Source organism: Shewanella sp. BJSY2023SW001 (genome assembly GCF_047314685.1).
In the GTDB taxonomy this organism is placed as follows: Bacteria; Pseudomonadota; Gammaproteobacteria; order Enterobacterales; family Shewanellaceae; genus Shewanella; species Shewanella indica.
The window spans coordinates 1-17524 of record NZ_JBKORF010000041.1; the positions used below are offsets into that span (position 1 = coordinate 1).

22 protein-coding genes and 1 rRNA gene are annotated in these 17524 nt (G+C 49.6%); 7 read left to right on the forward strand and 16 right to left on the reverse strand.

Going from position 1 to position 17524, the window contains the following annotated elements:
* Window positions 1-18: 18 nt before the first annotated feature.
* The 5 genes from ACMHXH_RS09535 to ACMHXH_RS09555 form a co-directional block, all read right to left on the reverse strand.
* A 16S ribosomal RNA gene (locus ACMHXH_RS09535) occupies window positions 19-1563 on the reverse strand.
* A gap of 433 nt (window positions 1564-1996) precedes the next feature.
* Window positions 1997-2581: a TlpA disulfide reductase family protein gene (locus tag ACMHXH_RS09540; RefSeq protein ID WP_335912201.1), complete on the reverse strand. Its 585-nt coding sequence runs from the start codon at window positions 2579-2581 to the stop codon at window positions 1997-1999.
* A complete protein-coding gene (nrfF, locus tag ACMHXH_RS09545) occupies window positions 2581-3060 on the reverse strand; it encodes a heme lyase NrfEFG subunit NrfF (RefSeq protein ID WP_039036145.1) in 480 nt (159 codons plus the stop codon). The genes ACMHXH_RS09540 and nrfF overlap by 1 nt, the downstream gene beginning before the upstream one ends.
* On the reverse strand, window positions 3057-3611 hold the full coding sequence (locus ACMHXH_RS09550) for a DsbE family thiol:disulfide interchange protein (protein ID WP_039036146.1): 555 nt from the start codon (window positions 3609-3611) through the stop codon (window positions 3057-3059). Before ACMHXH_RS09550 ends, nrfF begins: the two co-directional genes overlap by 4 nt.
* A gap of 16 nt (window positions 3612-3627) precedes the next feature.
* On the reverse strand, window positions 3628-5604 hold the full coding sequence (locus tag ACMHXH_RS09555; RefSeq protein ID WP_039036147.1) for a heme lyase CcmF/NrfE family subunit: 1977 nt from the start codon (window positions 5602-5604) through the stop codon (window positions 3628-3630).
* A gap of 452 nt (window positions 5605-6056) precedes the next feature.
* On the opposite strand from ACMHXH_RS09555, the gene ccmI reads away from it, so the two are divergent.
* Entirely contained in the window at window positions 6057-7310 is a 1254-nt protein-coding gene (gene ccmI, locus ACMHXH_RS09560) for a c-type cytochrome biogenesis protein CcmI (protein WP_071476054.1), read from the forward strand.
* A gap of 65 nt (window positions 7311-7375) precedes the next feature.
* Here the strand turns inward: ccmI and ACMHXH_RS09565 are convergent, their stop codons facing one another.
* A complete protein-coding gene (locus ACMHXH_RS09565; RefSeq protein WP_039036052.1) occupies window positions 7376-7669 on the reverse strand; it encodes a c-type cytochrome in 294 nt (97 codons plus the stop codon).
* A gap of 323 nt (window positions 7670-7992) precedes the next feature.
* Here ACMHXH_RS09565 and ccmA point away from each other — a divergent pair, with 323 nt between their 5' ends.
* The 6 genes from ccmA (at window position 7993) to ACMHXH_RS09595 (ending at window position 11850) form a co-directional block, all read left to right on the forward strand.
* Window positions 7993-8640: a cytochrome c biogenesis heme-transporting ATPase CcmA gene (gene ccmA / locus ACMHXH_RS09570; protein WP_071476055.1), complete on the forward strand. Its 648-nt coding sequence runs from the start codon at window positions 7993-7995 to the stop codon at window positions 8638-8640.
* A 12-nt stretch (window positions 8641-8652) separates the two neighbouring features.
* Window positions 8653-9339, forward strand: a complete 687-nt coding sequence (ccmB, locus tag ACMHXH_RS09575) for a heme exporter protein CcmB (protein ID WP_025011984.1) — start codon at window positions 8653-8655, stop codon at window positions 9337-9339.
* A gap of 1 nt (window position 9340) precedes the next feature.
* Window positions 9341-10087, forward strand: coding sequence for a heme ABC transporter permease (locus ACMHXH_RS09580; protein ID WP_025011983.1), 747 nt, complete (start codon window positions 9341-9343; stop codon window positions 10085-10087).
* Window positions 10087-10287 (forward strand): heme exporter protein CcmD, encoded by a 201-nt coding sequence (gene ccmD / locus ACMHXH_RS09585; protein ID WP_025011982.1) that lies wholly within the window; start codon window positions 10087-10089, stop codon window positions 10285-10287. Before ACMHXH_RS09580 ends, ccmD begins: the two co-directional genes overlap by 1 nt.
* On the forward strand, window positions 10284-10772 hold the full coding sequence (gene ccmE / locus ACMHXH_RS09590; RefSeq protein ID WP_039036050.1) for a cytochrome c maturation protein CcmE: 489 nt from the start codon (window positions 10284-10286) through the stop codon (window positions 10770-10772). Before ccmD ends, ccmE begins: the two co-directional genes overlap by 4 nt.
* A gap of 103 nt (window positions 10773-10875) precedes the next feature.
* Window positions 10876-11850 carry a hypothetical protein gene (locus tag ACMHXH_RS09595; RefSeq protein WP_335912202.1) on the forward strand — a complete coding sequence of 325 codons (975 nt, stop codon included), beginning with the start codon at window positions 10876-10878 and terminating at the stop codon, window positions 11848-11850.
* Window positions 11851-11916: 66 nt separating this feature from the next.
* On the opposite strand, the gene rplQ is transcribed toward ACMHXH_RS09595, so the two are convergent.
* From rplQ to rpsE, 10 genes are all read right to left on the reverse strand, one after another.
* On the reverse strand, window positions 11917-12315 hold the full coding sequence (rplQ, locus tag ACMHXH_RS09600; protein WP_028781249.1) for a 50S ribosomal protein L17: 399 nt from the start codon (window positions 12313-12315) through the stop codon (window positions 11917-11919).
* Window positions 12316-12356: 41 nt separating this feature from the next.
* Window positions 12357-13346: a DNA-directed RNA polymerase subunit alpha gene (locus tag ACMHXH_RS09605; RefSeq protein WP_039036048.1), complete on the reverse strand. Its 990-nt coding sequence runs from the start codon at window positions 13344-13346 to the stop codon at window positions 12357-12359.
* A 24-nt stretch (window positions 13347-13370) separates the two neighbouring features.
* Entirely contained in the window at window positions 13371-13991 is a 621-nt protein-coding gene (gene rpsD / locus ACMHXH_RS09610; protein WP_025011979.1) for a 30S ribosomal protein S4, read from the reverse strand.
* A 34-nt stretch (window positions 13992-14025) separates the two neighbouring features.
* A complete protein-coding gene (gene rpsK, locus ACMHXH_RS09615; RefSeq protein WP_025011978.1) occupies window positions 14026-14418 on the reverse strand; it encodes a 30S ribosomal protein S11 in 393 nt (130 codons plus the stop codon).
* A gap of 14 nt (window positions 14419-14432) precedes the next feature.
* Window positions 14433-14789, reverse strand: a complete 357-nt coding sequence (gene rpsM, locus ACMHXH_RS09620; protein WP_039036047.1) for a 30S ribosomal protein S13 — start codon at window positions 14787-14789, stop codon at window positions 14433-14435.
* A 115-nt stretch (window positions 14790-14904) separates the two neighbouring features.
* A complete protein-coding gene (gene rpmJ, locus ACMHXH_RS09625; RefSeq protein ID WP_006083579.1) occupies window positions 14905-15018 on the reverse strand; it encodes a 50S ribosomal protein L36 in 114 nt (37 codons plus the stop codon).
* Window positions 15019-15040: 22 nt separating this feature from the next.
* The gene (gene secY / locus ACMHXH_RS09630; RefSeq protein ID WP_039036046.1) at window positions 15041-16381 is read right to left on the reverse strand and encodes a preprotein translocase subunit SecY; all 1341 of its coding nucleotides are present in this window, start codon (window positions 16379-16381) and stop codon (window positions 15041-15043) included.
* A gap of 7 nt (window positions 16382-16388) precedes the next feature.
* A complete protein-coding gene (gene rplO / locus ACMHXH_RS09635; RefSeq protein WP_039036045.1) occupies window positions 16389-16823 on the reverse strand; it encodes a 50S ribosomal protein L15 in 435 nt (144 codons plus the stop codon).
* 3 nt (window positions 16824-16826) lie between these two features.
* Complete coding sequence (rpmD, locus tag ACMHXH_RS09640; protein ID WP_025011974.1) at window positions 16827-17009, reverse strand: 50S ribosomal protein L30; 183 nt, start codon at window positions 17007-17009, stop codon at window positions 16827-16829.
* A gap of 6 nt (window positions 17010-17015) precedes the next feature.
* Window positions 17016-17519: a 30S ribosomal protein S5 gene (rpsE, locus tag ACMHXH_RS09645; RefSeq protein WP_025011973.1), complete on the reverse strand. Its 504-nt coding sequence runs from the start codon at window positions 17517-17519 to the stop codon at window positions 17016-17018.
* Window positions 17520-17524 lie beyond the last annotated feature (5 nt).

The window sequence follows — 17524 nt, forward strand, 5'->3', positions numbered from 1 at the left end:
CACCAATTATCGCTTAGGTAAGGAGGTGATCCAGCCCCAGGTTCCCCTAGGGCTACCTTGTTACGACTTCACCCCAGTCATGAACCACACCGTGGTAAACGCCCTCCCGAAGGTTAAGCTATCTACTTCTGGTGCAGCCCACTCCCATGGTGTGACGGGCGGTGTGTACAAGGCCCGGGAACGTATTCACCGTGGCATTCTGATCCACGATTACTAGCGATTCCGACTTCATGGAGTCGAGTTGCAGACTCCAATCCGGACTACGACCGGCTTTATGAGATTAGCTCCACCTCGCGGCTTCGCAACCCTCTGTACCGACCATTGTAGCACGTGTGTAGCCCTACTCGTAAGGGCCATGATGACTTGACGTCGTCCCCACCTTCCTCCGGTTTATCACCGGCAGTCTCCCTAAAGTTCCCGGCATTACCCGCTGGCAAGTAAGGATAGGGGTTGCGCTCGTTGCGGGACTTAACCCAACATTTCACAACACGAGCTGACGACAGCCATGCAGCACCTGTCTCAGAGTTCCCGAAGGCACCAATCCATCTCTGGAAAGTTCTCTGGATGTCAAGAGTAGGTAAGGTTCTTCGCGTTGCATCGAATTAAACCACATGCTCCACCGCTTGTGCGGGCCCCCGTCAATTCATTTGAGTTTTAACCTTGCGGCCGTACTCCCCAGGCGGTCTACTTAATGCGTTAGCTTGAGAGCCCAGTGTTCAAGACACCAAACTCCGAGTAGACATCGTTTACGGCGTGGACTACCAGGGTATCTAATCCTGTTTGCTCCCCACGCTTTCGTGCCTGAGCGTCAGTCTTTGTCCAGGGGGCCGCCTTCGCCACCGGTATTCCTCCAGATCTCTACGCATTTCACCGCTACACCTGGAATTCTACCCCCCTCTACAAGACTCTAGTTTGCCAGTTCGAAATGCGGTTCCCAGGTTGAGCCCGGGGCTTTCACATCTCGCTTAACAAACCGCCTGCGCACGCTTTACGCCCAGTAATTCCGATTAACGCTCGCACCCTCCGTATTACCGCGGCTGCTGGCACGGAGTTAGCCGGTGCTTCTTCTGCGAGTAACGTCACAGATGTAAGGTATTAACTTACACCCTTTCCTCCTCGCTGAAAGTGCTTTACAACCCGAAGGCCTTCTTCACACACGCGGCATGGCTGCATCAGGGTTTCCCCCATTGTGCAATATTCCCCACTGCTGCCTCCCGTAGGAGTCTGGGCCGTGTCTCAGTCCCAGTGTGGCTGATCATCCTCTCAGACCAGCTAGGGATCGTTGCCTAGGTGAGCCATTACCTCACCTACTAGCTAATCCCACCTGGGCTTATCCATCAGCGCAAGGCCCGAAGGTCCCCTGCTTTCCCCCGTAGGGCGTATGCGGTATTAGCAGTCGTTTCCAACTGTTATCCCCCACAAATGGGCAAATTCCCAGGCATTACTCACCCGTCCGCCGCTCGTCATCTTCAAAAGCAAGCTTTTGAAATGTTACCGCTCGACTTGCATGTGTTAGGCCTGCCGCCAGCGTTCAATCTGAGCCATGATCAAACTCTTCAATTAAAGTTTTGGTTGAACCCGAAGGTTCTGCTCAATGAATTCTGTTCGTATGAACACTCTTCATCGAGTTAAATCGTTTTGTCGATTTCTCAATGCCTGTGAGTGCCCACACAGATTTGCTTGTTTATCTTGTTAAAGAGCAATCCCTTAGACGCTGTGGCCATCGGGTCAGGGCTGCGTATTTTACGCTTTCCTGCTGCGGCGTCAAGAGGTATTTACCATCTTTTTCCGCCTGTCGTTGAAAGGACTCAAAAGCCTCTTTTCTTCGACCCTGTCACGTCTTTCGCGTTGCCGCTGTGCCGTGTCAGTGGGAGCGCATTATAGGGAGCCTAAACTTTTGTGCAAGGGCTTTTTAAAAGAAAAAAGATCGCTTGCCGAACTTTTAGGCAAAAACGATCTTTTTCAGTCATCATGGCTGTTTTACAACCAGATTTAGCTAGTTTGCAGCCGACTTAGTAACATTTTCCTGCTCAATAAAGCCTTTGAGTAAGGCTATCGCTTTTGGGTCATCCCAGTCGACAAAGCTACGAACAAAGGCAATCAGCTCCCCTTTACCATTTAGAATAAAGGTCGCCGGGATAGTATCGAGTGGGAATATCTGCCCCAACTGCATCTGCGGATCGTAGTAACTGTGGAAGTTTGCCATCCCCTGGGATTGCAGAAAACTGGCAACTTGCTCCTGCCCCCCCTGATCGATGGAAATCGGTAGCAGGGCGAACTCTTTCTCACTGAACTGCTCTTCAAGTCGTTCCAGTGCCGGCAACTCCCTAACACACGGAGGACACCAAGTGGCCCAGATATTGACCAGCACCACTTTTCCTTTCTGTTGACTGAAATCCAATTGGCTACCGGCCTTATCTTGAAACGGCACCACTTCCAGGGGAAAGCTGTGGGGGAGCACATTGATCTTGTCGACACTGGATTGGATCTGATTGTGCTCCTTTGGCTGCATACCAGGATAAGCCTGCGCCCCCAGTGACAGGGACGCCAGCAAAAGTAATGAGTATCCGAGTTTATTCATTACTTGTCTCGCTTCAATAACTCATCCAACTGGCGTTGTTCTTCGGCAGACAGTTCAAGCTCTTTACCACCGGAAGTACGTTGTTTACGGATGAAGATAAAGCCAATCAAACCACCAAACAACAGCAGTGCCACAGGCCCAAGCCACAGAACGTAGGTCTTGGTTTCAAGTCTCGGCTTATAGAGGACAAACTCGCCATAGCGACTGGTCATGAACTGGACGATTTCATCATCGGCTTTGCCCTCTTCCACCATCTTGTACACTTCAAGACGTAGATCGCGGGCAACCGGTGAGTTGGAATCGATCAGATTTTGGTTCTGACACTGAGGGCAACGCAGCTCATGAGCCAACGACAACGCTCGCTTCTGCTTATCAGGAGAGCTGAACTCGAAAGTGTCCACCGGCGTTGCCGCCACCTGAGCGGCATAGCCAATCAGGAGTGCTACAACAGCAAAGGTTTTTAGCAGCAACTTTCTCATGACGCTTTATCCTTAGCGGCCTCGGCCTGCAACTGTTGGATCATGGGATACAGGGTTTCTTTCCAAACCCGCATATCTACCGGCCCAGCATAGCGATAACGAATAATGCCGTTATGATCCACGATGAAACTTTCCGGCGCACCGTATACTCCGAGATCCAGACCAAGACGACCATCTTTGTCATAGATATTCAGCGTGTAAGGGTCGCCTTGACGAGAGAGTTCTCTCATTGCCAGTGCACGCTCGTCACGATAATTAATGCCATGGATAGGTATCAAATTCTGACGTGCCAGTTGCATCAGGTAAGGATGTTCATACTTACAGGATGGACACCAAGTTGCCCATACGTTCAGCATGGATACCTTACCTTTGAGATCTTCGTTGGTGATCATCTCTCCCGGCGTTTCCAGTTTTTCCAATTGGAAGGCAGGCACTGGCTTGCCTTCCAAAGCGGAATCCAACTGCTGCGGATTCAAGAACAGTCCCTTATAAAGGAAGATCCCCATCAAAAGAAACAATATCAGTGGAATAAAAAGTATTAGCTTCTTCATCTTCTTCTTACCTGTTTCAGGCTGTTGCCAGTTTGGCTTTCTTGGCTGAGGCCGCTTCTTCAGCACGCGCCTTGGCACGGTATCGCTTGTCTGAAGCAGCAAAGAAACCACCAACCATCATAAAGATGCTGCCAAACCACAACCAACGAACAAAAGGTTTGTAGTTCAGTCGCACTGCAAATTCAGTACGGCTAATAGGGTCGCCCATAGTGACATAGAGATCCCGGAACAGGCCCCAGTCGATACCGGCTTCGGTCATATCCATGGTGCGAACATTGTATTGACGACGATCCGGCTGCAACAATGCAATCTTTTCACCATCTTTAAGTACTTCAACCTGTCCTTGCTGTGCCGTGTAATTGGGGCCAACAACGTTACGGGTTTCCAGATAGTTGAAGGTGTAACCGGCCAGTTCATGACTGGTACCAGGCCCCATACGCACGCTCTTCTCAATAGAGTAGTTAGACACCATGGTGGCACCAACTACTGAGACAGCAATACCTAAGTGAGCAATGATCATCCCCAGTTCACTGCGGCCCATACGCGCCAGGCTGACACTACCGTCTTTAGCTTTAATCACGTTGTAACCGGCACGCAGAGTCGCCAGCACAATCCACACTGCCGCACCTATACCCAGTGCCACCCAGATGTTGAACTCACCACCGGCGATAAATGGCGCGATTACACCCAGCACAGCCGAGATAATCGCAGGTACCAATAACTGACGTTTGAGCTCTCCTTGTTTGGATTTTTTCCAGCGAATGATGGGACCAATCCCCATAAAGCCGAACAGCACCAGCACGATCGGAACAAACACTGCATTAAAGTATGGTGGGCCAACAGAAATCTTACCCATGCCCAACGCATCGATCAGCAGTGGATAAAGAGTACCGAGCAATACAGTACCTGCAGCCACAGTCAGCAATACGTTACAAACCAGCAGCATGGTTTCTTTGGATTTCAAATCGAAGCGAGCTGGGCTGCTCATTTCACTGGCACGGAAGGCAAACAGGGTCAGCGAACCACCGATAGCCAAACCGAGCAGCAACAGAATGAACATACCCCGGCCTGGGTCTGCCGCAAAGGAGTGCACTGAGGTCAGCACGCCAGAACGAACAATAAATGTACCCAGTAAGCTCAAAGAGAAGGCAAAGATAGACAGAAGCACTGTCCAGTTACGGAAGGCACCGCGCTTCTCTGTCACTATCAAGGAGTGAACCAGAGCTGTACCAACAAGCCATGGCATAAAGGACGCGTTTTCAACCGGATCCCAGAACCACCAACCGCCCCAACCTAACTCGTAATATGCCCACCAGGAGCCCAATGCGATACCACCAGTGAGGAAGATCCAGGCAGCCAGAGTCCAAGGACGACTCCAACGAGCCCAAGCAGAATCGAGTCGACCGCTCATCAATGCGGCGATAGCGAAGGCGAAGCTGACTGAAAAGCCCACATACCCCAGATAAAGCATGGGTGGGTGGAAGATCAAACCCACATCCTGCAACATAGGGTTAAGGTCACGCCCTTCTGCCGGGATCGGGAACAAACGTTCGAATGGGCTGGAAGTGAGCAGCATAAACAGGGTAAAGCCTATGGTGATCATCGCCAACACGGCCAATACCCGAGCGGTAAACACCTCTTCCAACCCCTTGCTGAAGAAAGCTACAGCTGCGGTCCACACCGAAAGTGAGAAGACCCAGAACAACAATGAGCCTTCATGTCCGCCCCAGACTGCTGCAATCTTAAAGAAGATAGGCAATTGAGAGTTGGAATGATGAGCCACATAGGCTACTGAGAAGTCATCGATTGCGAAGCTATAACCCAACGCAATTACCGATAAAAAGATGAAAAAAAACATACCGTAACTTAGTGGCCAGGCATAGCGCACTAGGTATTGGTCTTTGCGGGCAACACCGATCAGGGGGACTGTCATCAGCAGTACTGCGAACGCCATCCCTATGATCAATGAGAAATGTCCAAGTTCTGGGATCATGGGTTTTCCTCAGTTTCCAGGTCAATGTCTGCCAAGCTTCTATTCTAGGCAGACGCACAACTACGGGCACACACCATTACTTTATTAACTTAATTGCGGCTTAAAAGCCGCAAGGGTTAACAGGTATATATTACGAATTTTTGTTCATTTTAGTATTTGCTTTTGTTCCTGTCTGCCACTTTCCACCAATTATGGGTCGCGGCTCTCATTCTCCGAGCGACCAATATTGACCATGGAAAAACGGCAAGACTCCAAGCTGTGACAGGCGTTAAATAGAGAAGTTTCATTGAATTTTTTGCTGAAATTTGGAACTGTGAACCAGTGCCCAACTATGACCATTAACTTTGGTGGGGGACTTATATTACTGTTCAATGAATCATCTTTCCGTATAATCTTGCAATCAGGCCGTGCGGTAACCCCGCTTTGTCACAAACCAACGTGAAATAAACATAATGACCACTTTTTGGATTTTTATTGCGATTGTTGTGTTAGTCAGCCTGGGGCTGATCTGGCTCCCTCATTTCCGGCAGCAGAAGCTACTCAAGGCTGAAGAGTCCGGTGTCCGTAAACAGACCAACCTGGAACTGTTTAACGAACGTCTAGCTATTCTGGAAAAAGAACGCCAGGAAGAACTGCTGGACCAAGACGAATTTGAATCCCTGAAAAAGGAGCTGGAAGTCAGCTTGTTGCAGGACATCAAGCAAGGAGCGGATGATTCGCTCGATACACAAGCCAAGCCTAAAGGGCTACTGTGGCCAAGTCTGATGTCTGCCGTATTACTGGTCGTGGCCGGTTACTCCTATCAACAGTTAGGCGCCTATCAGAATATCGATTCACCTCAACCTGAAAACCCCCATGCAGGTATGAGTACTGAACAGATCATGATGCAACGGGTGCAAATGATGGAATCTGCAGTGCAGCAGGAGCCGGAAAACAGCCAAGCTTGGTTCAGTCTGGGTCACGCCTACATCTCTGCCGGACAATATGATCAGGCAGTAGCAGCCTTTGATAAGGTGATCGAACTGGTGGGAGTTCACGCCGAGTTGCTTGGCCCCAAAGCTACCGCCCTCTATTATAAGGCCGGTCAGCAGATGATCCCTGTGGTTCAGTCACTGATTGATCAAGCGCTGAAACTGGATCCACAAGACCCTTCCACTCTACTGCTGGTTGGTATGGATGCTTTCTTTACCGCGGATTACAACAAGGCAATCGGCGCTTGGCAAACCATTCTTGACAGTGATAGAGCCGACGTGGATCGCGCCGCACTGATCAATGCCATCGACAGCGCCAAGATGCGCCTGCAGGCAGAAGGTGGTGCCACTATGCCAAATGATGAGGCTCACAAGGGCTTAAAGACAGCAACAGCAAAGACAGTGACACTGAATGTCTCTATCGCCCCTGAACTGGCGGCCAAAGTCAGCAATACAGATATGTTGTTCATCTTTGCCAGAGCAACCGAAGGCCCTAAAGTCCCACTGGCTGCCACCAAGGTGAGTGCCAAGTCATTACCTGTGACTGTGACTCTGGATGATTCCACCAATATGGGTGGTAACGTTAAACTCAGCGATGCTACCGATGTTGAAGTGATTGCAGTATTGTCCAAGCACGGCAGCGTAAAACCTCAACCAGGCGATCTGCAAGGTAAGCTGGCCAGCATCAAAGTCGGTGCCAGCGGTGAACTGGTGCTGGATACCGAAGTTCAGTAATCCTAACCTTGACAAATAGACATAAAAAAACCGGCTGATGCCGGTTTTTTTATGATGATACCTGATTACTTGGACATGAATCCAATAGCGTTCTTGTAATCTTCATCAGTACAATCTGTACACATGCCACCAGGAGGCATAGCGTTCAAACCAGACTTAACGCTGTTAAGCAGGGTGTCGATACCTTTGGCCAGGCGAGGCTCCCAAGCAGCAGCATCGTGTGCTTTAGGTGCACCGGCAACACCCATGCTATGGCAGACTTGGCAGGCTTTATTGTAAACGGCCTCACCTTCTTGGGCTGACACGTTCGCAGACATAGTCAATGCAGCTACTGCGGTCATTGCTAACAGTTTTTTCATGTTCAATGTTCCTAATGCAAATACTTACAAAGCTCAACGCTGCCCTTGGTTTAAGCAGGCAGACTCATTTTAGCTCGCTAAGAGTACAACAAACTTCAATAAATCTCACCTTTTTGTGATTAAAATCGCAGCTTGTTCCGTAAAAAAGGACAAAGGTCGCGAATTCATTAATATATTAGTAACAGATAAAAAAGTTCCAAAAAATTCACTTTTATTGGAAGCACATCAAATTGCTGAAACTTAGTGCAAACCAGTGGTAAACCCCAGCCAGAGCATGTGTTAGTATCTCTTGTGTTTCCTTATCGCTTGTTATAGAGGGCTCAGTGGCAGAACCAAAACCTACATCACTGCTGTCGGCAAGCAGCCTCACTTGTATTCGAGAAGAGCGAATACTATTCGATGAACTCAGCTTCGATATCCATCCTGGCGATATTGTCCAGATTGAAGGTCCCAACGGTGCCGGTAAAACCAGCCTACTGCGGATCCTCGCTGGCCTGTCACGCCCATACGGAGGGGAAGTCCTGTTCCAGGGAGAAGCTATTACTCGTTGCCGCGATGAGTTCAATGAAAACCTGCTTTATCTGGGCCATCTCGCGGGCGTGAAAAGCGAATTAACCGCCGAGGAAAACCTTAACTTCAATTTAAGAATCAGTGGGTATGATGACTTTGATGCTCGGGAAATCCTTGCCAAAGTCAACCTGACCGGTTTTGAAGAAGCGCTTGCAGGCCACCTGTCTGCGGGCCAACACAGACGAACCGCACTCGCCAGGCTCTGGCATACCGCCTGTAAAATCTGGATTCTGGATGAGCCCTTTACCGCGATCGATAAGAAAGGGGTCGCTGAATTGGAACAACTCTATATTCGCCATGCCGACGCCGGTGGCTGTGTCATTCTGACGACCCACCAGGATATGGGCATCATTACAGATGAAAGGTTGCGGAAAATCCGCTTGGATTATCGCTTCGTATAAGGCTTAGCAGAGATGAACAGAGGCATTAGTTTTACCAAGGCATTTTTCACCCTGCTGAAACGGGATCTACAGATTGCCGTGCGTCATCGTGGTGATATTTTTAACCCACTGCTGTTTTTTATCATAGTGGTTACCCTGTTTCCGCTGGGTATAGGTCCTGAGCCGCAGGTGTTGACCCGGATTGCTCCCGGGATTATCTGGGTTGCGGCCTTGCTGGCAGCCATGTTGTCACTGGAACGGTTGTTCAAGGCAGACTTCAGTGACGGAAGTCTGGAGCAGATGTTGCTTAGCCCGCAGCCACTGGCGCTGTTGGTACTGGCCAAAGTGTTTGCTCACTGGTTACTGACTGGCGTACCTTTAATTATAATCGCACCGCTGTTGGCTGTGCTGCTGCATCTGGACGACAACAGTTATGGTGCCCTGATAGCCACCTTGATGCTGGGGACACCTGTGTTGAGTCTGCTTGGCGCCATAGGTGTAGCCCTGACAGTGGGCTTACGCAAAGGCGGCGTGCTGTTGAGTTTGTTGATCCTGCCACTGTATATACCAGTGTTGATCTTTGCGACCGGCGCGATCGACTTTGCAGCATCCAAACAACCCTATGATGGTCAGCTAGCGATTTTAGGCGCTATGCTGGTCGGTTCTTTAGTCTTGGCACCTTTTGCTATTGGTGCCTCATTGCGAGTGAGTACTAACTGAAATGTGGAAATGGTTACATCCCTACGCCGACCCTCAAAGGGCGTATCAACTGTCAGGAAAACTACTGCCTTGGTTTGCACTGCTTGCCCTGGCACTTATCGCAACCGGAACCGTGTGGGGCTTGGCATTTGCTCCCACTGATTACCAACAGGGTGACAGCTACCGTATTATCTTTATCCACGTACCGGCTGCATCCATGTCAATGGCTGCTTACATGGGCATGGCAACCGCGGCCTTCATTGGCCTGGTGTGGCAGATTAAGCTGGCCGATTGGGCAGCCGCCTCTATCGCACCAATTGGTGCTGTAGTGACCTTTATCGCTCTGTTCACTGGTGCCACTTGGGGTAAACCCATGTGGGGCACTTGGTGGGTTTGGGATGCACGCCTGACCTCTGAACTTGTGCTGTTGTTCCTATATTTAGGGGTTATCTCCCTCTATGCCTCATTCGAAGATAAGGTGCTGGCAGCCAGAGCCGCCGGCATTCTGGCCATAGTAGGGGTGATCAATATCCCTATCATTAAGTATTCGGTTGAATGGTGGAACTCACTGCACCAGCCATCCACTATCCGAATCACCGAAAAGTCGACCATGTCCACCGACATGCTCTACCCTTTATTGATCAACATATTTGGGTTTGGTCTGATGATAGGTGCCATCACTCTGGTGCGTTTCCGTGCCGAAATTCTGGCCCGTAACGGAATGCGCCCCTGGGTTAGGGAACTGGCCAAGGCCGAAGGAGTCAAATAATGCAGTTTCAATCTTTAGCAGAGTTTTTCAACATGGGCGGCTATGCCTTCTATGTGTGGTTGGCCTACGGTGTCACTTTCGTGTCCCTTAGCCTGCTTATCCTAGTTAGTTCGATGAAGAAGCGTCGGGTACTGCAGGAAATAGCATCCAAAGTGCAACGTGAGGAACGCCTCGCTCAAAACCGGAGTAACAGATCGTGAACCCAAGACGCAAAAAAAGACTGGTATTGGCAGTGGCCTTGATTGCAGGTGTTGCAGCCGTGGCTTCTTTGCTGTTATATGCCCTCAACTCTAACCTTAACCTCTTCTATACTCCCACCGAGATAGTCAATGGTAAAAAGGACACAGGCATCAAGCCGGAAGTGGGCCAGCGGATCCGCGTGGGGGGCATGGTTACTGTAGGCTCCATGGTACGTGATCCTGAAAGCCTGCATGTTGAATTTGCCGTGCATGATGCCGCCGGCGGTGAAATCATAGTAACTTATGATGACCTGTTGCCGGATCTGTTCCGTGAGGGACAGGGGATTGTAGCCCAGGGTGTACTGGTTGAATCTGGCAAATTGGAAGCCTCTGAAGTGCTGGCCAAGCACGATGAAAACTATATGCCACCTGAAGTTGCTGAAGCCATGGGCCAGACCCATGAAAAGCTTGAGTACAACACGCAACAGGTCGGCGGCGCCAAGTAAACGCCCTTAGATAAAAAAGCCTCTTCGGAGGCTTTTTTATTACTTGCAGAGTCAGAAATTTATGCCACGCTAAAATGCTACAGGCTGAATAGAAGGACTTGGCATGCGCGCATTGGTATTTCTGGGTATACTGCTGTCACTGCCAATCGGTGCTGCCAATCTCTTGCTGATTGAGTCCTATCATGCCGAATATCCCTGGGACCAAAGCTATAAAGCCGGGATAATGTCCATCCTTGGCAATGAACACCAATTTGAGACTTTCGCTCTCGATACCAAGCGACTCCCCAAAGAACAGTTTGAAATCCAGGCCAATAAAGCCTGGCAAAGATACCTGGAACTTAAACCCGATTTGGTCTTTCTCGCCGATGACAATGCCTTGATGCTGCTACACGAACGCTTCAGCCAAACCCAAACCCCGGTAGTTTATTTAGGGATCAACGGCAATCCTCGTGATTATAGGATCAAACATACAACTAACATTACCGGCGTGTTGGAGCGTCCTCTGTTCAAACGTTCCCTCTTGATGGCACAGGCTATGTTACCCACCCCACCACCACATAAATTCTTACTGTTATTTGACTCGGGTTATACCTCGGACACAGCGGTAGCTTCCATCAAAAAGCTCAACCAAAATTTGATGATAGGCAACAACCAAATCGATATTGAACAACATCAAAAGTTCAGTAGTTGGCAGGCTTCTGTGTCAAGCGCCCGAGAGCGAGGCTATGATGCTGTGTTTGTGGCCCTGTATCAAATGCTGCAAGATGATAAGCAACAGATAGTAGGTGAGCTACAGGTAGCACGTTGGACCCACGACAACGCCACTGTGCCTCATTTTGGTTTTTGGCATTTCAGTGTCGGCTCTGAAGGCAATATCGGAGGCTATATTCTGGATGGTTACAAGCATGGCTGCATAGCAGGAACCATAGCCAAACAGATCCTGGCGGGCATAAGACCGGCAACTATATTCCCAAAGATGGATACCAGCGGTGCTTATCTGTTCAGTGAGAGTGGTTTAACAAAATGGCAACTGAAACTGCCAGACAGGGTCAAACAGCAGGCCGAACTCGTAGATTGACCTTAGGCGACGAACAAAATAAAAAGCCCCGCTTGTGAGCGGGGCTTTTTCAGAACTTACCTGAGATTACTCAGCAGCAGCTTCAACTTCTACAGCTTCAGCGGCTTCTGGGCGACCTACCAGCTCGATGTAAGCCATAGGGGCTTTATCACCGGCACGCAGACCGCACTTCAGGATACGGGTGTAACCACCAGGACGTTCCTGATAGCGTGGACCCAGTTCGTTAAACAGTTTACCTACGACTTCTTGGTCGCGAGTACGAGCAAACGCCAGACGACGGTTTGCTACGCTGTCACTTTTAGCAAGTGTTATCAGAGGCTCAACTACGCGACGCAGTTCTTTGGCCTTCACTACGGTTGTCTTGATGATTTCATGACGAACCAGTGAACTTGCCATGTTACGGAACATGGCTTGGCGGTGACTGCTGTTGCGGTTAAGTTGACGACCACTCTTACGATGGCGCATGACCTAATCCTTATAACCTAAATCTGTACAAAACCTGGGACTTACAGGTCGTCTGCCAAACTAGCCGGTGGCCAGTTTTCCAGACGCATACCTAGCGACAGTCCGCGAGATGCCAACACATCCTTGATCTCGGTAAGAGATTTCTTACCCAGGTTAGGCGTTTTGAGCAGCTCAACTTCAGTGCGTTGTACCAGATCTCCGATGTAATGAATCGCTTCGGCTTTCAAACAGTTAGCCGAACGTACAGTTAGCTCTAAATCGTCGACAGGACGCAACAGAATCGGATCGAACTCCGGTTTCTCTTCTTTCTGCTCTGGCTCAGTCACATCACGTAGTTCAACGAAGGCATCCAGCTGTTCAGCCAAGATGGTCGCAGAACGACGGATAGCTTCTTCAGGATCGATAGTACCATTAGTGGTCATATCGATGATCAGCTTGTCCAAGTCAGTACGCTGTTCCACACGAGCCGCCTCAACATTATAAGCAATGCGAGCAACTGGCGAGAATGAAGCATCGACCAGCAGACGACCGATTGGGCGATCATCGTCTTCGGTTTGTGCACGGGCAGAAGCCGGTACATAACCACGACCACGCTCAACGCGGATACGCATACTGATGTCATTGTTACCGGTCAAGTGACAGATAACATGATCCGGGTTCACGATTGTGACATCGCCGTCGTGGGTGATGTCGGCTGCGGTAACAGGGCCTGCGCCGGACTTGCTCAGAGTGAGCATAGCCTCGTCTTTACCCTCGATCATAACTGCCAGCCCTTTCAGGTTCAGCAATATTTCAAGGATATCTTCTTGTACGCCTTCCTTACTGCTGTATTCATGCAGTACGCCGTCGATCTCGACTTCGGTAACCGCGCAGCCGGGCATAGACGACAATAGGATGCGACGCAACGCGTTACCCAAAGTATGACCAAAACCACGCTCGAGTGGCTCCAGAGTCACCTTGGCACGAGTTGGGTTAACCTGCTCGATATCAACGAGACGCGGTTTAAGAAATTCTGTAACAGAACCCTGCATTGTGTCCTCTCTTGTTTGTTAGCCTTACTTAGAGTAAAGCTCGACGATCAGCTGTTCGTTAATTTCCGCAGACAAATCGCTACGTTCTGGCAGACGCTTGAAAGCACCTTCCATTTTTGCGCTGTCGACTTCAACCCATGTAGGCTTCTCGCGTTGAGCAGCCACTTCCAGAGCAGCCTTGATACGGGCTTGCTTCTGTGACTTCTCGCGAATGCTTACAACATCATTCGCAGACACTTTGAATGACGGAATGTTAACAACACGACCGTTGACCATAATTGACTTATGGCTAACCAGCTGACGTGCTTCTGCACGAGTCGCACCGAAGCCCATACGATAAACTACGTTATCCAGACGGGTTTCCAAAAGTTGCAGCAGGTTTTCACCTGTGTTGCCTTTCAGACGTGCAGCCTCTTTGTAGTAGTTACGGAACTGCTTTTCCAGTACACCGTAAATACGACGAACTTTTTGTTTCTCGCGTAACTGCAAGCCATAATCAGACAAACGTGGCTTACGAGCGCCATGTTGTCCAGGTGCAGCTTCCAGCTTACACTTCGAATCGATTGCTCTCACACCGCTTTTCAGGAAAAGGTCAGTACCTTCCCGGCGGCTGAGCTTGAGCTTGGGACCCAAGTATCTTGCCATGATCTTTCTCCAACTATCCTAACGAAACTGCCAATTACACGCGGCGTTTTTTAGGAGGACGACAACCGTTATGAGGGATCGGCGTCACATCAGTGATGTTGGTAATTTTGTAACCAACAGCGTTCAGCGCACGAATGGCTGACTCACGACCTGGACCTGGACCCTTCACGAAAACTTCAAGGTTTTTAACACCATAATCCTGAGCAGCAGTACCTGCGCGCTCAGCTGCCACCTGCGCAGCAAATGGAGTAGATTTACGTGAACCACGGAAACCTGAACCACCTGCAGTCGCCCATGACAGAGCGTTACCTTGACGATCTGTGATAGTAACAATTGTATTGTTGAAAGACGCATGGATATGAGCCATGCCATCAGCAACCTGTTTACGTACGCGCTTACGCGGAGAACGTGACGGAACTTTAGCCATTGTCTACCTTCCCGTTACTTCTTGATTGGTTTACGTGGACCTTTGCGAGTACGCGCATTGGTCTTAGTACGTTGCCCACGGAGAGGCAGGCTACGGCGATGGCGGAGGCCACGATAACAACCAAGGTCCATAAGACGCTTGATGTTCATTGAAACCTCGCGGCGTAAGTCACCCTCTACTGAGTATTTGGCAACTTCTTCGCGTAGAGTATCGATTTGAGCTTCGCTCAATTCCTTGATCTTAGCGTCTTCGGCAATGGAAGTAGCCGCGCAGATAGCTTTAGCGCGAGTACGACCGATACCGTAGATAGCAGTCAGTGCAATGACTGTGTGCTTTTGATCAGGAATGTTAATGCCAGCGATACGGGCCACTATGCACTCCTTAAGTTAAAGGCCATCTGTGAAAAGCCCGAAAGGATACTCGACAGATGACTAGTTTGCAAACAATATTTTTGGCCAGCCCAGTTAAGAGCTGGCCAAGATTTTTTTAGCCTTGACGCTGTTTGTGTTTTGGTTCAACACAGATAACGCGTACAACGCCACTACGCTTGACGATCTTGCAGTTACGGCAGATCTTCTTCACGGAAGCTCGAACTTTCATTTCATCACTCCGTAAAGCTATCTTATCGACCAAAGCGATCGAGATTCGCTTTGTTCACCAGATTAGCTTTCTTCATCACAGACTCATATTGATGAGACATCATATGGGTCTGAACCTGAGCCATGAAGTCCATGATCACAACTACCATAATCAGTAGTGAAGTACCGCCAAAATAGAACTGTACTTTCCATGCGATTAACATGAACTCCGGAATTAAACAGATAAAGGTAATATACAACGCGCCTGCCAGAGTCAAACGGGTCATCACTTTATCAATGTAACGCGAAGTCTGTTCGCCGGGACGGATCCCGGGAATGAACGCACCACTCTTCTTCAGGTTATCTGCTGTCTCACGAGGGTTAAACACCAACGCAGTATAGAAGAAACAGAAGAAAATAATTGCTGCTGCATACAACAGAGAGTACAGCGGCTGTCCAGGAGAAACTGCGAGGGAAACCTCAGTCAGCCATTCCATAGACGGATTCTGACCAAACCACTGAGCCAGTGTGCCTGGGAACAGAATAATGCTGGACGCAAAGATTGGCGGAATTACGCCGGCCATATTAACCTTCAGCGGCAAGTGAGTTGACTGCGCAGCAAACACCTTACGGCCCTGCTGACGCTTGGCATAGTTAACGACGATACGACGCTGACCACGCTCCACAAATACCACGAAATAGGTTACGGCAAACACGATCACCGCAATCAACAACAATACTAATACGTTCAAGTCGCCTTGACGCGCTTGCTCGGCCGTTTGACCGATAGCAGAAGGCAGACCGGCTACGATACCTGCGAAAATCAGGATCGAGATACCGTTACCTATACCGCGCTCGGTAATTTGCTCGCCAAGCCACATCAGGAACATGGTTCCTGTGACTAAACTGACGACTGCAACAAAATAGAATCCGAAACCGGGATCGACCACCAGGCCGGTCACCAAATTTGGCAACCCTGTTGCAATACCGATCGACTGGAATGTACCCAGCACCAGCGTACCCCATCTTGTGTACTGACTGATTTTTTTACGTCCTGACTCACCTTCCTTTTTCAGTTCAGCGAGTGCAGGATGCACAACAGTCAGCAACTGCATGATGATCGAAGCCGAAATGTACGGCATGATCCCCAATGCAAAAATAGAGGCGCGCTCAAGGGCGCCACCCGAGAACATGTTAAACATGCCCAGGATGGTTCCCTTTTGCTGAGCAAACAGCTCTGCCAATACAGCAGCGTCAATACCAGGAATTGGCACAAATGAACCGGCACGAAACACGATAATTGCGCCAATCACGAACAGGAGGCGAGCTTTCAATTCGGAAAGTCCACCTTTCGCGCTTTTTAAATCAAGTCCTGGTTTTGCCATCGACGTATTATTCCTCGATCTTACCGCCGGCAGCTTCGATAGCTGCACGTGCACCTTTGGTTACCTTCAGACCTTTTACGGTCACTGGGCGCTCAATGGTACCTGAAAGAACGATTTTCGCAAACTGGATGTTGCGAGTTATTACGTTCGCATCTTTCAGTGCGTTCAGGTCGATAACGTCACCATTAACTTTTGCCAGTTCGCTCAAGCGAACTTCAGCAGTTACCATAGCGATACGCGAGGTAAAGCCAAACTTAGGCAGACGGATCTTAAGTGGCATTTGACCACCCTCGAAGCCAGGACGTACACCGCCACCGCTACGAGATTTTTGACCCTTGTGACCGCGACCAGCGGTCTTACCCAAGCCAGAACCAATACCACGGCCTACACGCTTAGGTGCAGACTTAGCGCCTGCAGCTGGAGATAAAGTATTCAGACGCATTGATTAGTCCTCCACCTTTACCATGTAGTAGACCTTATTGATCATACCGCGAACAGCAGGAGTATCTTCCAGCTCTACGGTGTGACCAATACGACGCAGACCAAGACCAGTCAGAGTGGCCTTGTGCTTAGGCAGACGCCCGATAGCACTTTTGGTCTGGGTTACTTTGATAGTTTTAGTAGCCATGGTGCATTACCCCCGAATTTCGTCAACATTCAGGCCACGCTTGGCTGCTATCTGCGCTGGTGACTTCATATGTACCAGTGCGTCAACAGTTGCACGAACGATGTTGATCGGGTTAGTAGAACCGTATGCTTTCGACAGTACGTTGTGAACGCCTGCTACTTCCAATACGGCACGCATTGCGCCACCGGCGATAATACCGGTACCCTCTGAAGCAGGTTGCATGTAAACACGTGAACCAGAGTGACGACCCTTCACCGGATGGTGCAGAGTGCCTTCGTTCAGGTTTACAGTAACCATGTTGCGACGGGCTTTTTCCATTGCTTTTTGAATAGCAGCTGGAACTTCACGCGCTTTACCATAGCCGTAGCCGATCTTACCGTTACCATCACCCACTACAGTCAGAGCGGTGAAGCTAAAGATACGACCACCTTTAACTACTTTAGAAACACGATTAACTGCAATCAGCTTTTCTTGCAGATCGTCTTTTTGCTGAGCTTCTAATTTAGCCATTGTTT